Consider the following 15,069-nt stretch of genomic DNA (forward strand, 5'->3'; position numbering starts at 1 on the left):
TGCGCGGATCACGCATACAGCACGGGGCCGCGGCTCGTTTGTTGCGACACGCTGCATCGGGTAAGCTAGGTCGGGTGTGCGCTCTGTGCGCGCTTGAACCGTGCCCGTCGGCGGCGTCAGCCGCGGCGGATCGGAACCGGCTCAAACCGAAACCACACTGTTTACGGGAACCCTGCTCATGCGGGTCACCCCCACGGCATACCCACCACATGTCAAGAGGCCGCCTCCGGGCGGCGTCACGAACTCGGCCGCTCGTCTGCGGCTTCCGGTGGGTCGTGATGTGAAAACACCATCAACGCTGTCACCGTGCAGCACAAAGAGGAGAAACAGTGCCAACCATTCAGCAGTTGGTCCGAAAGGGCCGCACGCCGAAGGTCTCGAAGACCAAGGCGCCGGCGCTCAAGGCCAACCCGCAGCAGCGCGGCGTGTGCACCCGCGTCTACACCACCACGCCCAAGAAGCCGAACTCGGCGCTCCGCAAGGTCGCCCGCGTGAAGCTCTCCAACGGCACCGAGGTCACCGCCTACATCCCCGGTGAGGGCCACAACCTGCAGGAGCACTCGATGGTGCTCGTCCGCGGCGGTCGTGTGAAGGACCTCCCGGGTGTTCGCTACAAGATCATCCGCGGTGCGCTCGACACCCAGGCCGTGAAGAACCGCAAGCAGGCTCGTAGCCGCTACGGCGCGAAGATGGAGAAGAAGTAATGCCTCGCAAGGGTCCCGCTCCCAAGCGTCCCGTCGTCGCCGATCCGGTCTACGGCGCGCCCGTCGTCAGCCAGCTGGTGAACAAGATCCTGAAGGACGGCAAGAAGTCCCTCGCCGAGAGCATCGTCTACGACGCGCTCGAGGGCGTCGCCGCCAAGAATGGCCAGGATGCCGTCGCCACCCTCAAGAAGGCGCTCGACAACGTGCGCCCCACCATCGAGGTCAAGAGCCGCCGCGTCGGTGGTTCGACCTACCAGGTCCCGGTCGAGGTCAAGCCGCACCGTGCGAACACGCTCGCGCTGCGCTGGCTCACGAGCTACGCGAAGGCCCGTCGTGAGCGCACGATGACCGAGCGCCTCATGAACGAGATCCTGGATGCCTCGAACGGCCTCGGCGCCGCTGTGAAGCGTCGCGAGGACACGCACAAGATGGCTGAGTCGAACCGTGCGTTCGCTCACTACCGCTGGTAACCGTCAGTTCACCTGACGGAACAAATACAGCCGGATTTCCGTTGTAGATGTCGACGCGTGGGGCGGCAGGAGCACTGACCCCCGCCCCCCGCGCCGGCCACAACGGTCGGCCGTTCCCCATCAACTTTCCTCCGGAGGATTCCCCGTGGCACAAGACGTGCTCACCGACCTGAAGAAGGTCCGCAACATCGGCATCATGGCGCACATCGATGCCGGTAAGACCACTACGACCGAGCGCATCCTGTTCTACACGGGCGTCAACCACAAGATCGGCGAGACGCACGACGGTGCCTCGACCACCGACTGGATGGAGCAGGAGAAGGAGCGCGGCATCACCATCACGTCCGCCGCGGTCACCTGTTTCTGGAACAAGAACCAGATCAACATCATCGACACGCCCGGTCACGTGGACTTCACCGTCGAGGTGGAGCGCAGCCTGCGCATCCTCGACGGCGCCGTCGCCGTGTTCGACGGCAAGGAGGGCGTCGAGCCCCAGTCCGAGACCGTGTGGCGTCAGGCCGACAAGTACAACGTGCCGCGCATCTGCTTCGTCAACAAGATGGACAAGCTCGGCGCCGACTTCTACTTCACGGTCGACACCATCGTCAACCGCCTGGGCGCCAAGCCGCTCGTGCTGCAGCTCCCGATCGGATCCGAGAACGACTTCGTCGGTGTCGTCGACCTGATCGAGATGCGTGCGCTGGTGTGGCCGGGCGACGCCAAGGGCGATGTCACCATGGGCGCCCACTACGAGATCGAGGAGATCCCGGCCGACCTCAAGGAGAAGGCCGAGGAATACCGCCACGCGCTTCTCGAGACTGTCGCCGAGACGAGCGACGAGCTGCTGGAGAAGTACTTCGGCGGCGAAGAGCTCACGATCGACGAGATCAAGGGCGCCATCCGCAAGCTCACGGTCAACAACGAGATCTACCCGGTCCTCTGCGGTTCGGCGTTCAAGAACCGCGGTGTGCAGCCGATGCTCGACGCCGTCGTGGACTTCCTGCCGAGCCCGCTCGACGTCCCCGCCGTTCAGGGCCACGACGTCCGCGACCCCGAGAAGGTCCTTGAGCGTCACGCGGATGCCACCGAGCCGTTCTCCGCGCTGGTCTCGAAGATCGCCGTGCACCCCTTCTTCGGTCGTCTGACCTACATTCGCGTCTACTCGGGTCACCTCGACTCCGGCGCCCAGGTCATCAACTCGACCAAGCAGAAGAAGGAGCGCATCGGGAAGATCTTCCAGATGCACGCCAACAAGGAGATCCCGGTCAGCTCCGTCACCGCCGGCCACATCTACGCGGTGATCGGGCTCAAGGACACCACCACCGGTGACACGCTGTGCGACCCGCACGACCAGATCGTGCTCGAGTCCATGACGTTCCCGGAGCCGGTGCTGAAGGTCGCGATCGAGCCGAAGACCAAGCAGGACCAGGAGAAGCTGGGTACTGCCATCCAGAAGCTCGCCGAAGAGGACCCGACGTTCCGCGTCGAGCTCGACCAGGAGACCGGCCAGACCGTCATCGGCGGAATGGGCGAACTTCACCTGGACATCCTCGTCGACCGCATGAAGCGCGAGTTCAAGGTCGAGGCCAACGTCGGCAAGCCGCAGGTGGCCTACCGCGAGACCCTCAAAAAGGTCGTCGAGAAGCACGACTACACCCACAAGAAGCAGACCGGTGGATCCGGTCAGTTCGCCAAGGTGCAGATCGCGCTGGCTCCGCTCGAGGTCACGGCCGAGACGACGTACGAGTTCGAGAACAAGGTCACCGGTGGCCGCGTTCCGCGCGAGTACATCCCTTCGGTCGATGCGGGCATCCAGGATGCCATGCAGGTCGGCGTGCTCGCCGGCTACCCGACCGTCGGTGTGAAGGCCACGCTGCTCGATGGCGCCTACCACGAGGTGGACTCCTCCGAGATGGCGTTCAAGATCGCCGGTTCGATGGCGTACAAGGAGGCCGCTCGCAAGGCCAACCCTGTGCTGCTCGAGCCGCTGATGGCCGTCGAGGTCCGTACTCCGGAGGAGTACATGGGCGACGTCATCGGCGACCTGAACTCCCGTCGTGGCCAGATCCAGGCCATGGAGGATGCGCAGGGCGTCAAGGTGATCCGCGCTCACGTCCCGCTGTCGGAGATGTTCGGCTACATCGGCGACCTTCGTTCGAAGACGTCCGGTCGCGCCGTGTACTCCATGTCGTTCGAGAGCTACGCGGAGGTCCCGAAGGCTGTGTCCGACGAGATCATCCAGAAGGCCAAGGGCGAGTAATCGCCTGGCAGCGGGATGTCCGCTCCGGCTGGCATCCCGCTCCGGCTTGACCCGCCGGAACGTACCGTAATATAGAGAAGATCCCCGTAGAATGTCCGGTCGGTCGACGCCGCCCGCAGCTTCTACACGAGAGTCCTGAGGAGGACCCACAGTGGCTAAGGCCAAGTTCGAGCGGACCAAGCCGCACGTCAACATCGGAACGATCGGTCACGTCGACCACGGCAAGACGACGCTCACCGCGGCGATCTCCAAGGTGCTCGCCGACAAGTACCCGTCGAACGTGAACGTCCCCCGTGACTTCGCTTCGATCGACTCCGCTCCCGAGGAGCGCCAGCGCGGTATCACGATCAACATCTCGCACGTCGAGTACGAGACTCCGAAGCGCCACTATGCGCACGTCGACGCCCCGGGTCACGCGGACTACATCAAGAACATGATCACCGGTGCCGCTCAGATGGACGGCGCGATCCTCGTGGTCGCGGCGACCGACGGCCCGATGGCTCAGACGCGTGAGCACGTGCTGCTCGCCAAGCAGGTCGGCGTTCCCTACCTGCTGGTTGCGCTGAACAAGTCCGACATGGTCGACGATGAGGAGATCCTGGAGCTCGTCGAGCTCGAGGTTCGCGACCTCCTGTCGAGCCAGGACTTCGACGGCGACAACGCCCCGGTCATCCGCGTCTCGGGCCTCAAGGCTCTCGAGGGCGACGAGCAGTGGACCCAGTCCATCCTCGACCTCATGGACGCCGTCGACGAGTCCATCCCGGACCCGGTGCGCGACAAGGACAAGCCGTTCCTGATGCCGATCGAGGACGTCTTCACGATCACCGGTCGTGGAACCGTCGTCACGGGCCGCGCCGAGCGTGGAACGCTGAAGATCAACTCCGAGGTCGAGATCGTCGGCATCCGCCCGACGCAGAAGACCACGGTCACGGGTATCGAGATGTTCCACAAGCAGCTCGACGAGGCGTGGGCCGGTGAGAACTGTGGTCTGCTCCTGCGCGGCACCAAGCGCGAGGACGTGGAGCGCGGCCAGGTCGTCGTGAAGCCGGGTTCGGTCACGCCGCACACCCAGTTCGAGGGCACCGCCTACATCCTGTCCAAGGACGAGGGTGGACGTCACAACCCGTTCTTCTCGAACTACCGTCCGCAGTTCTACTTCCGCACCACCGACGTCACCGGCGTCATCACGCTGCCCGAGGGCACTGAGATGGTCATGCCCGGCGACACCACCGACATGACGGTCGAGCTGATCCAGCCCATCGCCATGGAGGAGGGCCTCGGTTTCGCCATCCGTGAGGGTGGACGCACCGTTGGCGCCGGCACGGTGACCAAGATCATCAAGTAACCACTCGGTTACAGCGATCTCGAAAGGGGTCGGGCCTTCGGGTCCGGCCCTTTTTTCGTCTGTGGTCACGGACTCACACCGGCCGCCCAGCGCAGGTCTGGTTGACTCTTCCTCATGTCTGAGACGGGCGTCGCGGAGCAGCGGCCGAAGCGTACCCGGCGGCGCATCATCTGGTGGTCGGTAGCGGGAGTCGTCGTGCTGCTCGTCGCGTGTGCGGTATGGGTGACGGTGCGTGCCCTGAACGCGAAGAGCGAGCTCGAGGCATCGCTTCCCCTGGTGCAGACCGTGCAGTCGCAGATCGCCTCCGGCGACGCCAAGGCGGCGAAGGCGACAGCGCAGAACCTGGCGGCGCACCTCGACACGGCGCGCGACGACACGAACGACCCCATCTGGCGTGCGGCAGAGATCATTCCGGGGATCGGGGCGAATCTGAGCGCGGTGCGCCAGCTCGCCTCAGCGGCATCCGACGTCACGGACCACGCGATCGTGCCCGTCGCAGGCCTCGCCGGAACGGTGGACTTTTCCAGCTTCAGACCCGTCGACGGGAAGGTCCCCCTGCAGCCGCTGACGGACGCGGCACCCACGATGACACGAGCGGACTCCGCCGTGCAGTCCGGCCTGAAGACCGTGCGGTCCATCGACACCTCGGCCACCATCGGCCCGGTCACGAAGGCGACCGGCACGCTCAAGGACGCGCTTGAAAAGGCCGGAGGCGAGGTGGATGCCGCGGCGCGCGCCACCCGTCTGCTCCCCGCGATGCTGGGAGCGGACGGTCCGCGTGACTATCTGCTGATCATGCAGAACAACGCAGAGGCACGTTCGACGGGCGGGATCGTCGGGGCCGTCGCGCAACTGCACGTCGACGATGGCTCGATCACACTCGTCCGGCAGGCGTCGGCCGGAGACTTCCCGGCTCCGAGCGAGCCCGTCCTGCCGCTCACGGCGGCGACGAAGGCGCTGTACGGCGACATCACGGGCGAATACCTCCAGGACGTCACGTTGACGCCCGACTTCCCCGTCTCCGCCGAGCTCGTGCGTGCCATGTGGCAGAAGCGGTTCGGAACGCAGGTGGACGGGGTCTTCTCGATCGATCCCGTCGCGCTCGGTGACGTACTCGCCGCCACCGGTCCTGTCGACGTCGGCGACGGAACGCAGCTGACGAGCGACAACGCCGTACAGGTGCTGCTCAGCGAGGCGTATGCGCGTTACGCGGATCCGCAGGAACAGGATGCCTTCTTCGCCGCCGCCACGAGCGCGGTCTTCACGAAGGTGGCGAACGGGCAATTCGACCCGACGGCGATGCTCACGGGACTGTCCACGGCGGCCGGAGAGCGCAGGATCTTGCTCTGGAGCGCGAACGCGAAGGAACAGTCACTTCTCGCTCAGACGACACTGGCCGGCGGCCTGCCATCGGGCACGGACGCAGATCGACTCTTCGGCGTCTACCTCAATGACGCGACCGGCGCCAAGATGGACTACTACCTCCACACGAAGGTGCAGGTCGCGCAGGCGCAGTGTCGTTCGGACGGGCGCGCCGATTACGTGGTGCGCGTCACACTCGCAAGCTCGGCGCCCGCCGATGCCGGTACCGCACTTCCCTGGTACGTAACGGGCGGCGGCTTGTCTGGCGTCGCGCCCGGCGACATCCATACCACTGTCGCGGTCTATGCACCGAAAGGCAGCATCGTGGTCGGGGCGTCGACGGGCGGAGCCGATGTGCCAGTGCAAAGGATCACGGATGACGGACACTCCGTCGCGCATTTGCAGATCGCCCTGAGCCCTGGCCAAAGGTCGACCTACGAGTTCCATTTCGTCGGTGCTCCTGCCGACAAGAAGTCCGGTGTATCGGCAGGTGTCCGACCCACCGCGGTGGTCACACCGGGTGTCTGGCCGTCAACAGTGGGGCCCGCGGAGCTGAGCTGCTCGCAGATTGGCCACTAGACCACCGCATCAGGAGGTGGTCTCCTCCTCCAGGCGCTTCTCTGCTCCTTCGCGTTGGTCGTGCGGGAATGCCGCAGCGCCTGTCGGTGCCGGTGGTCATGGCCCCCTAACTCGGTACAGGGTTACCCCCTAACTCGGGACATGAGCAAGTTTCACTAACAAGTAGGCTCAACTACTGAGGGCCACTCATTAACCGAGCGCACAGCCCCCACGAACCGAACAGGCGATCCGAACGCCGTTGCACCGTCATGTGCAACTCCTTGTCCACGTCACTGAATCCCGAAAAGCACTGACCAGAGGTCCGACGGTACGCAGCCCCGAACTGCGTACCGTCGATGGGTCGCGCCTCGCGGGGTTCCCCAGTACCTGAGTGTGTCGAATGACCGAATTCCGAGACCCGCGGTCTGCAGCCATCGGTCCGTCATCCTTCGGCGCGCTGTCCTCCGCTCGGGCGCGCACCGGTGCGACGTCGGACGAGCGGCGGTGGAGCCGGCGCTACCGCGTGCGTCTCGTTGCGAGTGACACGGTCATCGTCGTCGCGACTGTGGGTGCCGCGTATCTCGCGCGTTTCGGATTCACGCACGACGACCTGGGCGGCATCGGCAGGTTCTACTGGATGATTGCCCTTGCGGTTGTCGGCGCGTGGTCGTTGCTGCTGGCACTGTTCCACACCCGGGATCCGCGGATCATCGGGGTCGGTGTTGCGGAGTATCGCCGAGTAGCCAACGCGAGCGTGATCACCTTCGGTGCCCTCGCCATCCTGTTCCTGGTCGCCAAGGTGGACATCGCGCGCGGGTTCTTCGTACTGACGCTGCCGATCGGACTCGTGAGCCTGACGTTCAGTAGATGGCTGTGGCGTCAATGGCTGAACCGTCAGCGCGCGGTCGGCCGGTACCTCTCCCGCGCCATAGTCGGTGGGTCTCCGGCCGATGTCGCTTACGTCATCGATCAGATTCGGCGCAACTCGGGCGCGGCCTACCACATCGTCGGTGTCGCGACTGATCAGCCGACCGCCGACGATGCACTGGATGTGAGCGTGGTCGCGAACCTCGACAACATCGCGACGGCAGCCGCCAACCTGCAGGTCGACACCGTCATCCTCGCCAGTCAGCCGAGCGATGCCGGCGACTTCGTCCGCGATCTCAGCTGGCGTTTGGAGGGTACGGCGACCGATCTGGTGCTGGCGGCGCGGCTCACGGATGTGGCAGGCCCGCGCATCCACTTCCGTCAGATCGACGGTCTTCCGCTGATCCACGTTGAGATTCCGCAGTTCGAGGGCGCGAAGCACGCGATGAAGCGGGCTCTGGACGTCATCCTTTCCGGGCTCGGACTGTTGGTCCTCTCGCCGGTGCTCCTCGTTCTCGCTGTTCTGGTACGTTTGGACAGCCCTGGCAACGCGATCTTCAAGCAGGAGCGCATCGGACGGAACAACCGCCCGTTCACCATGTACAAGTTCCGCAGCATGGTGCGGACCGCCGAACAAGACCAGAAGACCCTTGCCGGCGGCAACGAAGGCGCCGGCCTGCTCTTCAAGCTCAAGAACGATCCACGCATCACCCGACTGGGCCGCGTGCTGCGCAGGTACTCGTTGGACGAGCTGCCGCAGTTGTGGAACGTCTTCATCGGAGACATGAGCCTCGTCGGGCCGCGGCCGCCGCTGCCGTGCGAGGTGGACGCCTATGAGGGTGCCGTGCATCGGCGGCTCTTCATCAAGCCCGGACTTACAGGGATGTGGCAGATCGGTGGACGCAGCGATCTGACCTGGGATGAAAGCGTTCGGCTGGACCTCTACTACGTGGAGAACTGGTCGCTCACCGGTGATCTCATCATCCTGTGGCGGACGGCGAAAGTGCTCATTCGTCCTGCGGGAGCCTACTGACCGATGCATGACGCAGCTGCGCCGCCGCCCACAAAGTGCCGGGCTGACGCCAGTTCGGGGGGATGAGCATCCCTCAGCTCCCCACTACAATTGTTCTACCCGATGCATCGCGAAAGTTGGCCTGATCATGAAACGTCGTCTTGTGGCATGCCTTTGCGGCATCGGCTTTGTGGCAGCCCTTGCGCTCGCCGCACCGTTGTCCGCCTCCGCCGATGGTTACGTGCCGTCGAACCCGTGTGCGACTTCCACCCCGGAACCCACGGGATCTACGCCCGGGTCGACGCCTGGATCCACCCCGGCATCCTGTAATACTCCCGCGACACTGTCGGGCTCGGTCGTCACCGGCAAGTGCATCGCCAACGCTCCATGGATCTTCTTCGACATCGTGGTGGACAATCCTGACCACGTGACCTTGAGCGGTCACGACGTCACCATCACGATGGACGACGGCAAGGGAGACACCTGGTCGCGGACGCTCGGCACCATCTCGACTGCAACTGAGGGTGCAGGGGCCACACAGAACTCGTTGACGCTGAGCGGCAAGACACTGTGGCCGGGTGCATCGGTGGCGGCGGACGGCGTGACTCCAACCGGGTGGCCGGGATGGACCCAGAACTCCACGGGTGACTGGGTTGAGACGACGGGCAACTTCGCGTGGACGAGGACCATCACCAGCGCCACTATCGCGGTCAACCCTGAGCTGTCCGTCGCTGTGAGCTACCCGCCTGCGACGCCGAGTTGCAACGCGGGTCCGCCGACGGACGCGAATCCGGCCGCCGACGGGAGCTGGCTCGCCGGCACCGGGTCGAACGTGACCATCGGAGTCGTTGTCGGGGTGGTCGTTCTCGCTCTCGGAGGAGCTGCGCTCGCCTTCGGGATGATCCGACGCCGCCGGGCAGCTCACGAGGCCTAGCAGCGCCGACCAGGTAGGTCCGTCGGTGCCGGTTCCAACGGGGGCAGGTTCGAGGGAACCCCTTCCTGCTGGTCTGGCCCCGACACGGTTGCGCTGCAGCGCTCGTCAGCTCGACGGGGGATCAGGGACACTCGCAATCCATCCGGTTCTCGCGGCGTCGCACGTTCGTGGAACAGGCGGCGGGAGTGTGGTGACCGGATCCGGATACCGAACATAGCCGTCCGGCAGGATGGGCACATGCACGCGAATGGCGCTCCCTTCCGCCTGCCGGCGGTGGTCGCGCCGCTGCGCGCATTCACTTTCGTCGCAGGGTTCGTGGTCACCTATGTCGTGCTCGTCGTCTATCCCGTCGGACAACAAGTCGATGCCGCTTCCTTCGCCGACTTCGGCCTGGTGAACGGGACGATCGGCTCGGCCACAGGGCTGTATCGGCTGGTCGTGCCGATCTTGCTGGCACTGGTCGCTCTCGTCTACGGTGTGATCGCGCTCGCCGGCCATCGGTTCTTCGATGTCGGACGAGCAGTGGTACTCGTCCTCCTGTCCGTTGCGCTGTGCGAAGGCCTCAAGGTGCTTCTGCCTCGGCCGGAGGTCGGTGACTTCGGCTATGCGCAGAACACATTTCCCAGCGGGCACGTGGCCTTCGCGATGGGGACGGCGCTCGCCATTGCTACGTTGGTGCCGCGAAACGCGCACCGGATCGTCGTTGTCACCGTGGTGATGCTCGCCGCCGTCGGCGTCGCCTGGTGCTCCGTTGCATCCTTCGCACACCGACCGAGCGATGTCGTCGGAGCCGCACTCATCGTCGGGGCGACGGGGAGCCTGGTTCTGTGGCGAACGCCGACCATCTACGATGCGATGCCCGTCCTCGCACTGCTCCTGCTCTGCTGCACAGCGGCGGCGGTGGTGTTGGTGATCGTCCCGCCGATCATTCCGACCGGAGCACGCGTGCTGTTCTCGCCAGGCCCGGGCTCACCGGCCGCCTTCCTTGGATGGTCGGCGCTCTGCACGATCTCGGTCTTCTTCGTGGCCGGGTTGATCCCGCTGCAGGGTGCGTCGCTTGCGCTACGCCGTTGATCCGAAGAGGCTCAGTCCCCGGTCGTGCGGCGTCTCACGTGCCGAGGTACGCGTCCGCCTGCAGAGTGAACAACTCCGCATACAAGCCGCCTAACTCCATCAGTTCGTTGTGACTGCCATGCTCGACGACCTTGCCGGCGTCGAGCACGTAGATCCGGTCCGCCGACCGGACCGTCGAGAACCGATGCGAGATGAAAAGGGCGGTACGGCCCTCCAGCGTCGAGCGGAGGGACGAGAAGAGGTCGTGCTCCGCGCGAGGGTCCAGTCCGGAGGACGGCTCGTCGAGGATCACCAGCTGAGCCCTGCGGTAGTACGCGCGGGCGATGGCTACGCGCTGCCACTGGCCGCCGGAGAGCTCGTGGCCACCATCGAACAGCCGGGACAGCGGGGTTGCATAGCCGTCAGGCAGTGAGGAGAGGAAGCCATCGGCGTCCAGGGTGCGCGCGGCATTCCTCACCTCTCCGAGGTTCGAGGGGTCGTCGGGCCTGCCGACGCTGATGTTCTCCTCGGCAGACAAGGCGTAGCGGACGAAGTCCTGGAAGATGACGGCGGTCTGCTTTCGCAAGGCGGCCGGATCGAACTCCGATGTCTCCACCCCGTCCCATCGAACGCTGCCCGACACCGGCGGATAAAGACCGGCGACGATCTTCGCGAGAGTGGTCTTGCCAGATCCGTTCTCGCCGACGAGAGCGATCACCTCCCCGGCACCGATGTGCAGGTCGACACCGTCTAGTGCGGGTTCGGGGCGACCCGGATACGTGAACCGCACGTTCTCGAGGTCGATCGAGGTGAAGGCGTGGGGAGGGCGCCGATGCTCCGACCCGTCGCTCTCGCGAGCCTCGACCGCGATGAACTGGTGCACGTCGTCGATGAACAGCCCCGACTCGAAGATGGTCTGCACGCCGCCTGCGATGGACTGCACCTGGGTGGCGAGCAGTCGGATGGCGATCAAAGCCGCACCGGCCCCGGCGATATCGATGGCACCCGTGGTGATGAGCCACATCAACGCGAGAAGCGTCAGGGCCAGGACCAGTGCCGCGCCGAGGTTGCCGATGACGTTCAGCGTTGCCCGGCGACGAACGTGACCAGCGAGGTCCTTGCGGTACTGGTTGTAGAGGGCGTTGAAGCGGTCCTTGAAGCGACGCTGGAGTCCGAATGCGCGGATCTCTTTGGCCTCATCGCGGCCGGTGAGCAGAACCGAGATGTACGTGCGCAGCCGGATACGTTGGGTCTGCGCGACGTTGAATCGGTACTCGAGTCTGCTCTCCTGTCTGGAGGTGAAGAGCACAGGGACCCCGCCGAGAATCAACAGCGGGAGTAGCAGCGGATTGAGCGCGACAATCGTCGCGCCGAGGCCGATGCTGGCGGCGATCGCACCGATCACGCCGAGCACACCGTTCGTGACCTGGAACGGCCGACTCAGGGCGTTCATACGCATGCGATCGAGCCGATCGTAGAAGTCGGTCGACTCGAAACGTCGAAGGCCGACACCCGTCGCGACCTCGAGTATCTGCTGCCACATCGACTGGCCGACGCTCTCGCCGACATACCGGCTCAGCGACCCCTGGAGCGAGCCGGCGATCGCAGTGATCGCAGTCAGGATGGCGAGCATCAGGATGGGGGGCACGAGGGGTCCGAGGCCCTCCTCTCCGTTCGTCGCGGAGAGAATCGCGGACAGGGTGAGCTGCACGGCGAGGACCTGGCCCGCCAAGGCCGCCGCGGAGACGAGCTGCAGTGAGACCAGGCCGACGAACGGCATCCGGGCGGCAGACCAAACAAGGCCGATGCTGTAGCGGATGAGTGAGGTGAGCCGGCCGAACGACTTGCGTTCCGCCGGCTTCGACTCCGTTGAGCCGCTCATGATTGCACCGCCTCACGAACTCGCATCACGATCGATCCCGGACGGAGTGCCCGACCATACGGAAATAGTCCCGGCGGGCCGCGGCATCCGGCACATCGTGATGAAGTGTCCTGTCTTCGGGACCGTGACGATTCACACGGCGTTCGAGAGAGCGGATCTCGATGGCTGCTCGCGCGGTCGCAGCCATGGAGCCGATGTCCGTTGGGCGCATGCCCGCGATGGGGATGCTTCCGGAGCGGCCGTCGCGCGGGAGGTTGGGAAAGGTTGCACGGCGCTCCAGCGCCCTGACAGCACGACCCCATGGGCCGGTCGATGCCCTCACACGATGCAACTCGGGGTTGCCACGCTCGCCCGTGATGGATTGGACTCGGTTCACCACCGCCGAGACCGGTCGATCGATGCGCATGACCTGCGCCCTGCCGACGAACTCGTCGGCATCGAATCCCGGGGAGAGCGATGCGTAGTGGATGTCCCCGGCCCACATGAGCTTCGACGCGCCTGCCTGGGCCGAGTGGAACGCGAGGTGCAGAGCAGTATCGACCTCATCGAACGTGGCGACTTTCCGCCCGTTGCCGAGCGTGACGGTGCGTGTGCGCGAGAACATCTCGGCCATGTCGATGCGGAAGGTTCTGCGAAGGTCACGTGGAACTGCCATGTGCCAGTGGAGGTCGATCGGTGTTCCGTAGCGTCCGACCAGTGCGATCTCCGCACGCATGGTTCGTGCGAGCTCTGGCCAGTTGCGGTCGACCAGCGTGCACCCGTCTTCGAGGAGGATGCCGAGTGCGCGCTCGAAGTCGGCGGCGTTCACGAAGAGGTCGAGGTCGTGGTATTCGCGCATGTCGGGATGCGGCCAGATGACGTCCGCCGCGACTGGCCCCTTCGCGACGAGCCACTCGATGCCGGCATCGGACAGCGTTGTACCGATCGTGGCGAGCTCGGCGTGCGTGCGCATGTGGCGGAAGAGCTGCTGATGCCTTTCCGCGTCGAAAGCCTCCTCCCATTCGGGAATCGCCGTGCCGGCACGGAGCCGCCGAGACACGGCGGGAGCGATACGGTGGTCACTCGCCGCAGTGAGCACGTCGGCGAGGGGCAGAGTGGACAGGTCTGCCGGCAACGGGTCATCTATACCCAGGGTGCTTTCGATGAGGAGTCGCGCGAGGGGACGCTCGGTGGCGACATGAGACGCGATCAAGGTCACGGCATCGCCGCCGTCAGGTCCAGTCGACGCGATACGTGCTCGGCGTCGAGGTCCGCCACGATTTCGTCCGCGATGTCGGCAGGGAACGGAGGGCCCCAGGGAACGTATGCGACGCTCAACGGCGTCTTGGCGAGGAGGTGTGAGGAGAGCGCGAACTGCCTGGTACGCACATCCGGATCGGCCCAGCCGAGCAGGCGGGGAAAGCGGAGGAGCGCGAACAGTGCGTCGGATGCCGAAATGCGGTCGACCCGCGTGATCGCGGTGTCCCGCTCCGGAACCGGGACGTAGATCGCTGCCAGCGGCACGCGATCGTCGGCGTCGTCGATCGGGCGGAGGATCTGTCGGTCGTCGGCGCTTGAGCGACGCCCAGGCGCGGCATCCTGGTCGAATCTCGCCGCAAGCGTGTCGGCGCCTTTGCGCAGGCGGAGCTCGGACGAACCGAGGCGGGTCACGGGCTTGCCATCGAAGAAGTCGATGCGCAGCAGGTCGTCGGTGATGATCCGCGCTCCCGCGGCGCACATCAGTGTCGCCATGGTCGACTTCCCGCGACCGGAGCCTCCGACGAAGGCGATCGCTCGTTCACCGACTTGGACGGCACTGGCGTGTAAGACGAGCGATCCGCGCATGTACAACTGCCAGGCGAGCAGCGCACCGGACGCGAGGACATCCTCGATGCCGAGGTCGGCCCCTCGGTGCCGGATCACCGTTACAGCGCGAAGATCCGCCGAGATCCTGAACTCGCACGCCTCGGCGAAGACGAGCGCGTACGTGCCGTCCGCACATCGTTCGCAGAAGTAGCGCGCTTCCCCGTTCGCATATCGGAGCAGTGCATCGTCGCTTTCGAGCTCGCGCGACTCGATCTCGTACTCCGCATGCCGGATGACGATGTCAGGATCGCCTCCGGCACATGGTGCGGCCGACCGGGGGTGGAACAGCGGCCGATCGCTGTCGACAGTCAGACCGTAGACGAAGGTTCGCGAGTTCGTCATGGCCGCACCGCCGGTTGCAACATCGCATACTCCCGTTCGGCCATCGGATCGATGGCGAATCCCTCGATCTCCACCCAGGCGTGGGCGACGACTTCGCCGGATGCCTTGGACACGCCCACCCGCAACTTCGGCGAGCGGTCGCGCAGAATGTCGGCCATGACGAGCGCACGGCGCAAGCACGTGCCGTTGAACGCTCGACGACGCAGAACTGCGAGGGCGAGGCCGACCTCACGGCTCTCTTCCTCGTTCAGCGGCCACCGGGTCTCCAAGCCCTGCGGGGGCTCGAATGACAACTCTGCACCGAAACGCTGTGCCGTTCTGTCGAGCGTCTCGCGACGAAGCGATCGCTCGATGCGTTCAGCGACGATGGCTGTTCTCATCAGGCGGAGCCACGCGCGCGGTCCGAGCCGGAACATGCGGCGCAACTTTACGAAC

At 65.3% G+C, this 15,069-nt stretch carries 12 protein-coding genes; 8 read left to right on the forward strand and 4 right to left on the reverse strand.

What is annotated here, in order from left to right; genetic code table 11:
* Nucleotides 1–329: 329 nt before the first annotated feature.
* From rpsL to ACX9R5_RS06680, 8 genes are all read left to right on the forward strand, one after another.
* Nucleotides 330–704, forward strand: a complete 375-nt coding sequence (gene rpsL / locus ACX9R5_RS06645; RefSeq protein WP_170024989.1) for a 30S ribosomal protein S12 — start codon at nucleotides 330–332, stop codon at nucleotides 702–704.
* The gene (gene rpsG / locus ACX9R5_RS06650) at nucleotides 704–1,174 is read left to right on the forward strand and encodes a 30S ribosomal protein S7 (protein ID WP_022900966.1); all 471 of its coding nucleotides are present in this window, start codon (nucleotides 704–706) and stop codon (nucleotides 1,172–1,174) included. The genes rpsL and rpsG overlap by 1 nt, the downstream gene beginning before the upstream one ends.
* A 145-nt stretch (nucleotides 1,175–1,319) precedes the next feature.
* A complete protein-coding gene (fusA, locus tag ACX9R5_RS06655) occupies nucleotides 1,320–3,434 on the forward strand; it encodes an elongation factor G (RefSeq protein WP_459408213.1) in 2,115 nt (704 codons plus the stop codon).
* A gap of 151 nt (nucleotides 3,435–3,585) precedes the next feature.
* A complete protein-coding gene (tuf, locus tag ACX9R5_RS06660; protein ID WP_459408214.1) occupies nucleotides 3,586–4,779 on the forward strand; it encodes an elongation factor Tu in 1,194 nt (397 codons plus the stop codon).
* Nucleotides 4,780–4,893: 114 nt separating this feature from the next.
* A complete protein-coding gene (locus ACX9R5_RS06665) occupies nucleotides 4,894–6,720 on the forward strand; it encodes a DUF4012 domain-containing protein (protein ID WP_459408215.1) in 1,827 nt (608 codons plus the stop codon).
* 379 nt (nucleotides 6,721–7,099) lie between these two features.
* Nucleotides 7,100–8,599: a sugar transferase gene (locus ACX9R5_RS06670; protein ID WP_459408216.1), complete on the forward strand. Its 1,500-nt coding sequence runs from the start codon at nucleotides 7,100–7,102 to the stop codon at nucleotides 8,597–8,599.
* A gap of 127 nt (nucleotides 8,600–8,726) precedes the next feature.
* Entirely contained in the window at nucleotides 8,727–9,512 is a 786-nt protein-coding gene (locus ACX9R5_RS06675) for a hypothetical protein (protein WP_459408217.1), read from the forward strand.
* A gap of 237 nt (nucleotides 9,513–9,749) precedes the next feature.
* On the forward strand, nucleotides 9,750–10,586 hold the full coding sequence (locus tag ACX9R5_RS06680; RefSeq protein WP_459408218.1) for a phosphatase PAP2 family protein: 837 nt from the start codon (nucleotides 9,750–9,752) through the stop codon (nucleotides 10,584–10,586).
* 34 nt (nucleotides 10,587–10,620) lie between these two features.
* Here ACX9R5_RS06680 and ACX9R5_RS06685 read toward each other — a convergent pair whose 3' ends face one another.
* The 4 genes from ACX9R5_RS06685 to ACX9R5_RS06700 all read right to left on the reverse strand — a co-directional run bounded on the left by ACX9R5_RS06685 (nucleotide 10,621) and on the right by ACX9R5_RS06700 (nucleotide 15,014).
* Complete coding sequence (locus tag ACX9R5_RS06685; protein ID WP_459408219.1) at nucleotides 10,621–12,447, reverse strand: ABC transporter ATP-binding protein; 1,827 nt, start codon at nucleotides 12,445–12,447, stop codon at nucleotides 10,621–10,623.
* Between the two features lie 25 nt (nucleotides 12,448–12,472).
* Nucleotides 12,473–13,561, reverse strand: a complete 1,089-nt coding sequence (locus tag ACX9R5_RS06690) for a nucleotidyltransferase family protein (RefSeq protein ID WP_459408220.1) — start codon at nucleotides 13,559–13,561, stop codon at nucleotides 12,473–12,475.
* 80 nt (nucleotides 13,562–13,641) lie between these two features.
* A complete protein-coding gene (locus ACX9R5_RS06695) occupies nucleotides 13,642–14,634 on the reverse strand; it encodes a hypothetical protein (protein WP_459408221.1) in 993 nt (330 codons plus the stop codon).
* Nucleotides 14,631–15,014 carry a lasso peptide biosynthesis B2 protein gene (locus tag ACX9R5_RS06700; protein ID WP_459408222.1) on the reverse strand — a complete coding sequence of 128 codons (384 nt, stop codon included), beginning with the start codon at nucleotides 15,012–15,014 and terminating at the stop codon, nucleotides 14,631–14,633. The genes ACX9R5_RS06695 and ACX9R5_RS06700 overlap by 4 nt, the downstream gene beginning before the upstream one ends.
* Between the last annotated feature and the right edge of the window lie 55 nt (nucleotides 15,015–15,069).

This window comes from Rathayibacter sp. CAU 1779 (assembly GCF_054551755.1).

Excerpts from the sequence above, each read along its gene's own strand:
- rpsG (WP_022900966.1), top strand. The coding sequence starts at position 704 with ATGCCTCGCAAGGGTCCCGCTCCCAAGCGTCCCGTCGTCGCCGATCCG.
- ACX9R5_RS06665 (WP_459408215.1), top strand. The coding sequence starts at position 4,894 with ATGTCTGAGACGGGCGTCGCGGAGCAGCGGCCGAAGCGTACCCGGCGG.
- ACX9R5_RS06670 (WP_459408216.1), top strand. The coding sequence starts at position 7,100 with ATGACCGAATTCCGAGACCCGCGGTCTGCAGCCATCGGTCCGTCATCC.
- ACX9R5_RS06675 (WP_459408217.1), top strand. The coding sequence starts at position 8,727 with ATGAAACGTCGTCTTGTGGCATGCCTTTGCGGCATCGGCTTTGTGGCA.
- ACX9R5_RS06680 (WP_459408218.1), top strand. The coding sequence starts at position 9,750 with ATGCACGCGAATGGCGCTCCCTTCCGCCTGCCGGCGGTGGTCGCGCCG.
- ACX9R5_RS06685 (WP_459408219.1), bottom strand. The coding sequence starts at position 12,447 with ATGAGCGGCTCAACGGAGTCGAAGCCGGCGGAACGCAAGTCGTTCGGC.
- ACX9R5_RS06695 (WP_459408221.1), bottom strand. The coding sequence starts at position 14,634 with ATGACGAACTCGCGAACCTTCGTCTACGGTCTGACTGTCGACAGCGAT.
- ACX9R5_RS06700 (WP_459408222.1), bottom strand. The coding sequence starts at position 15,014 with ATGAGAACAGCCATCGTCGCTGAACGCATCGAGCGATCGCTTCGTCGC.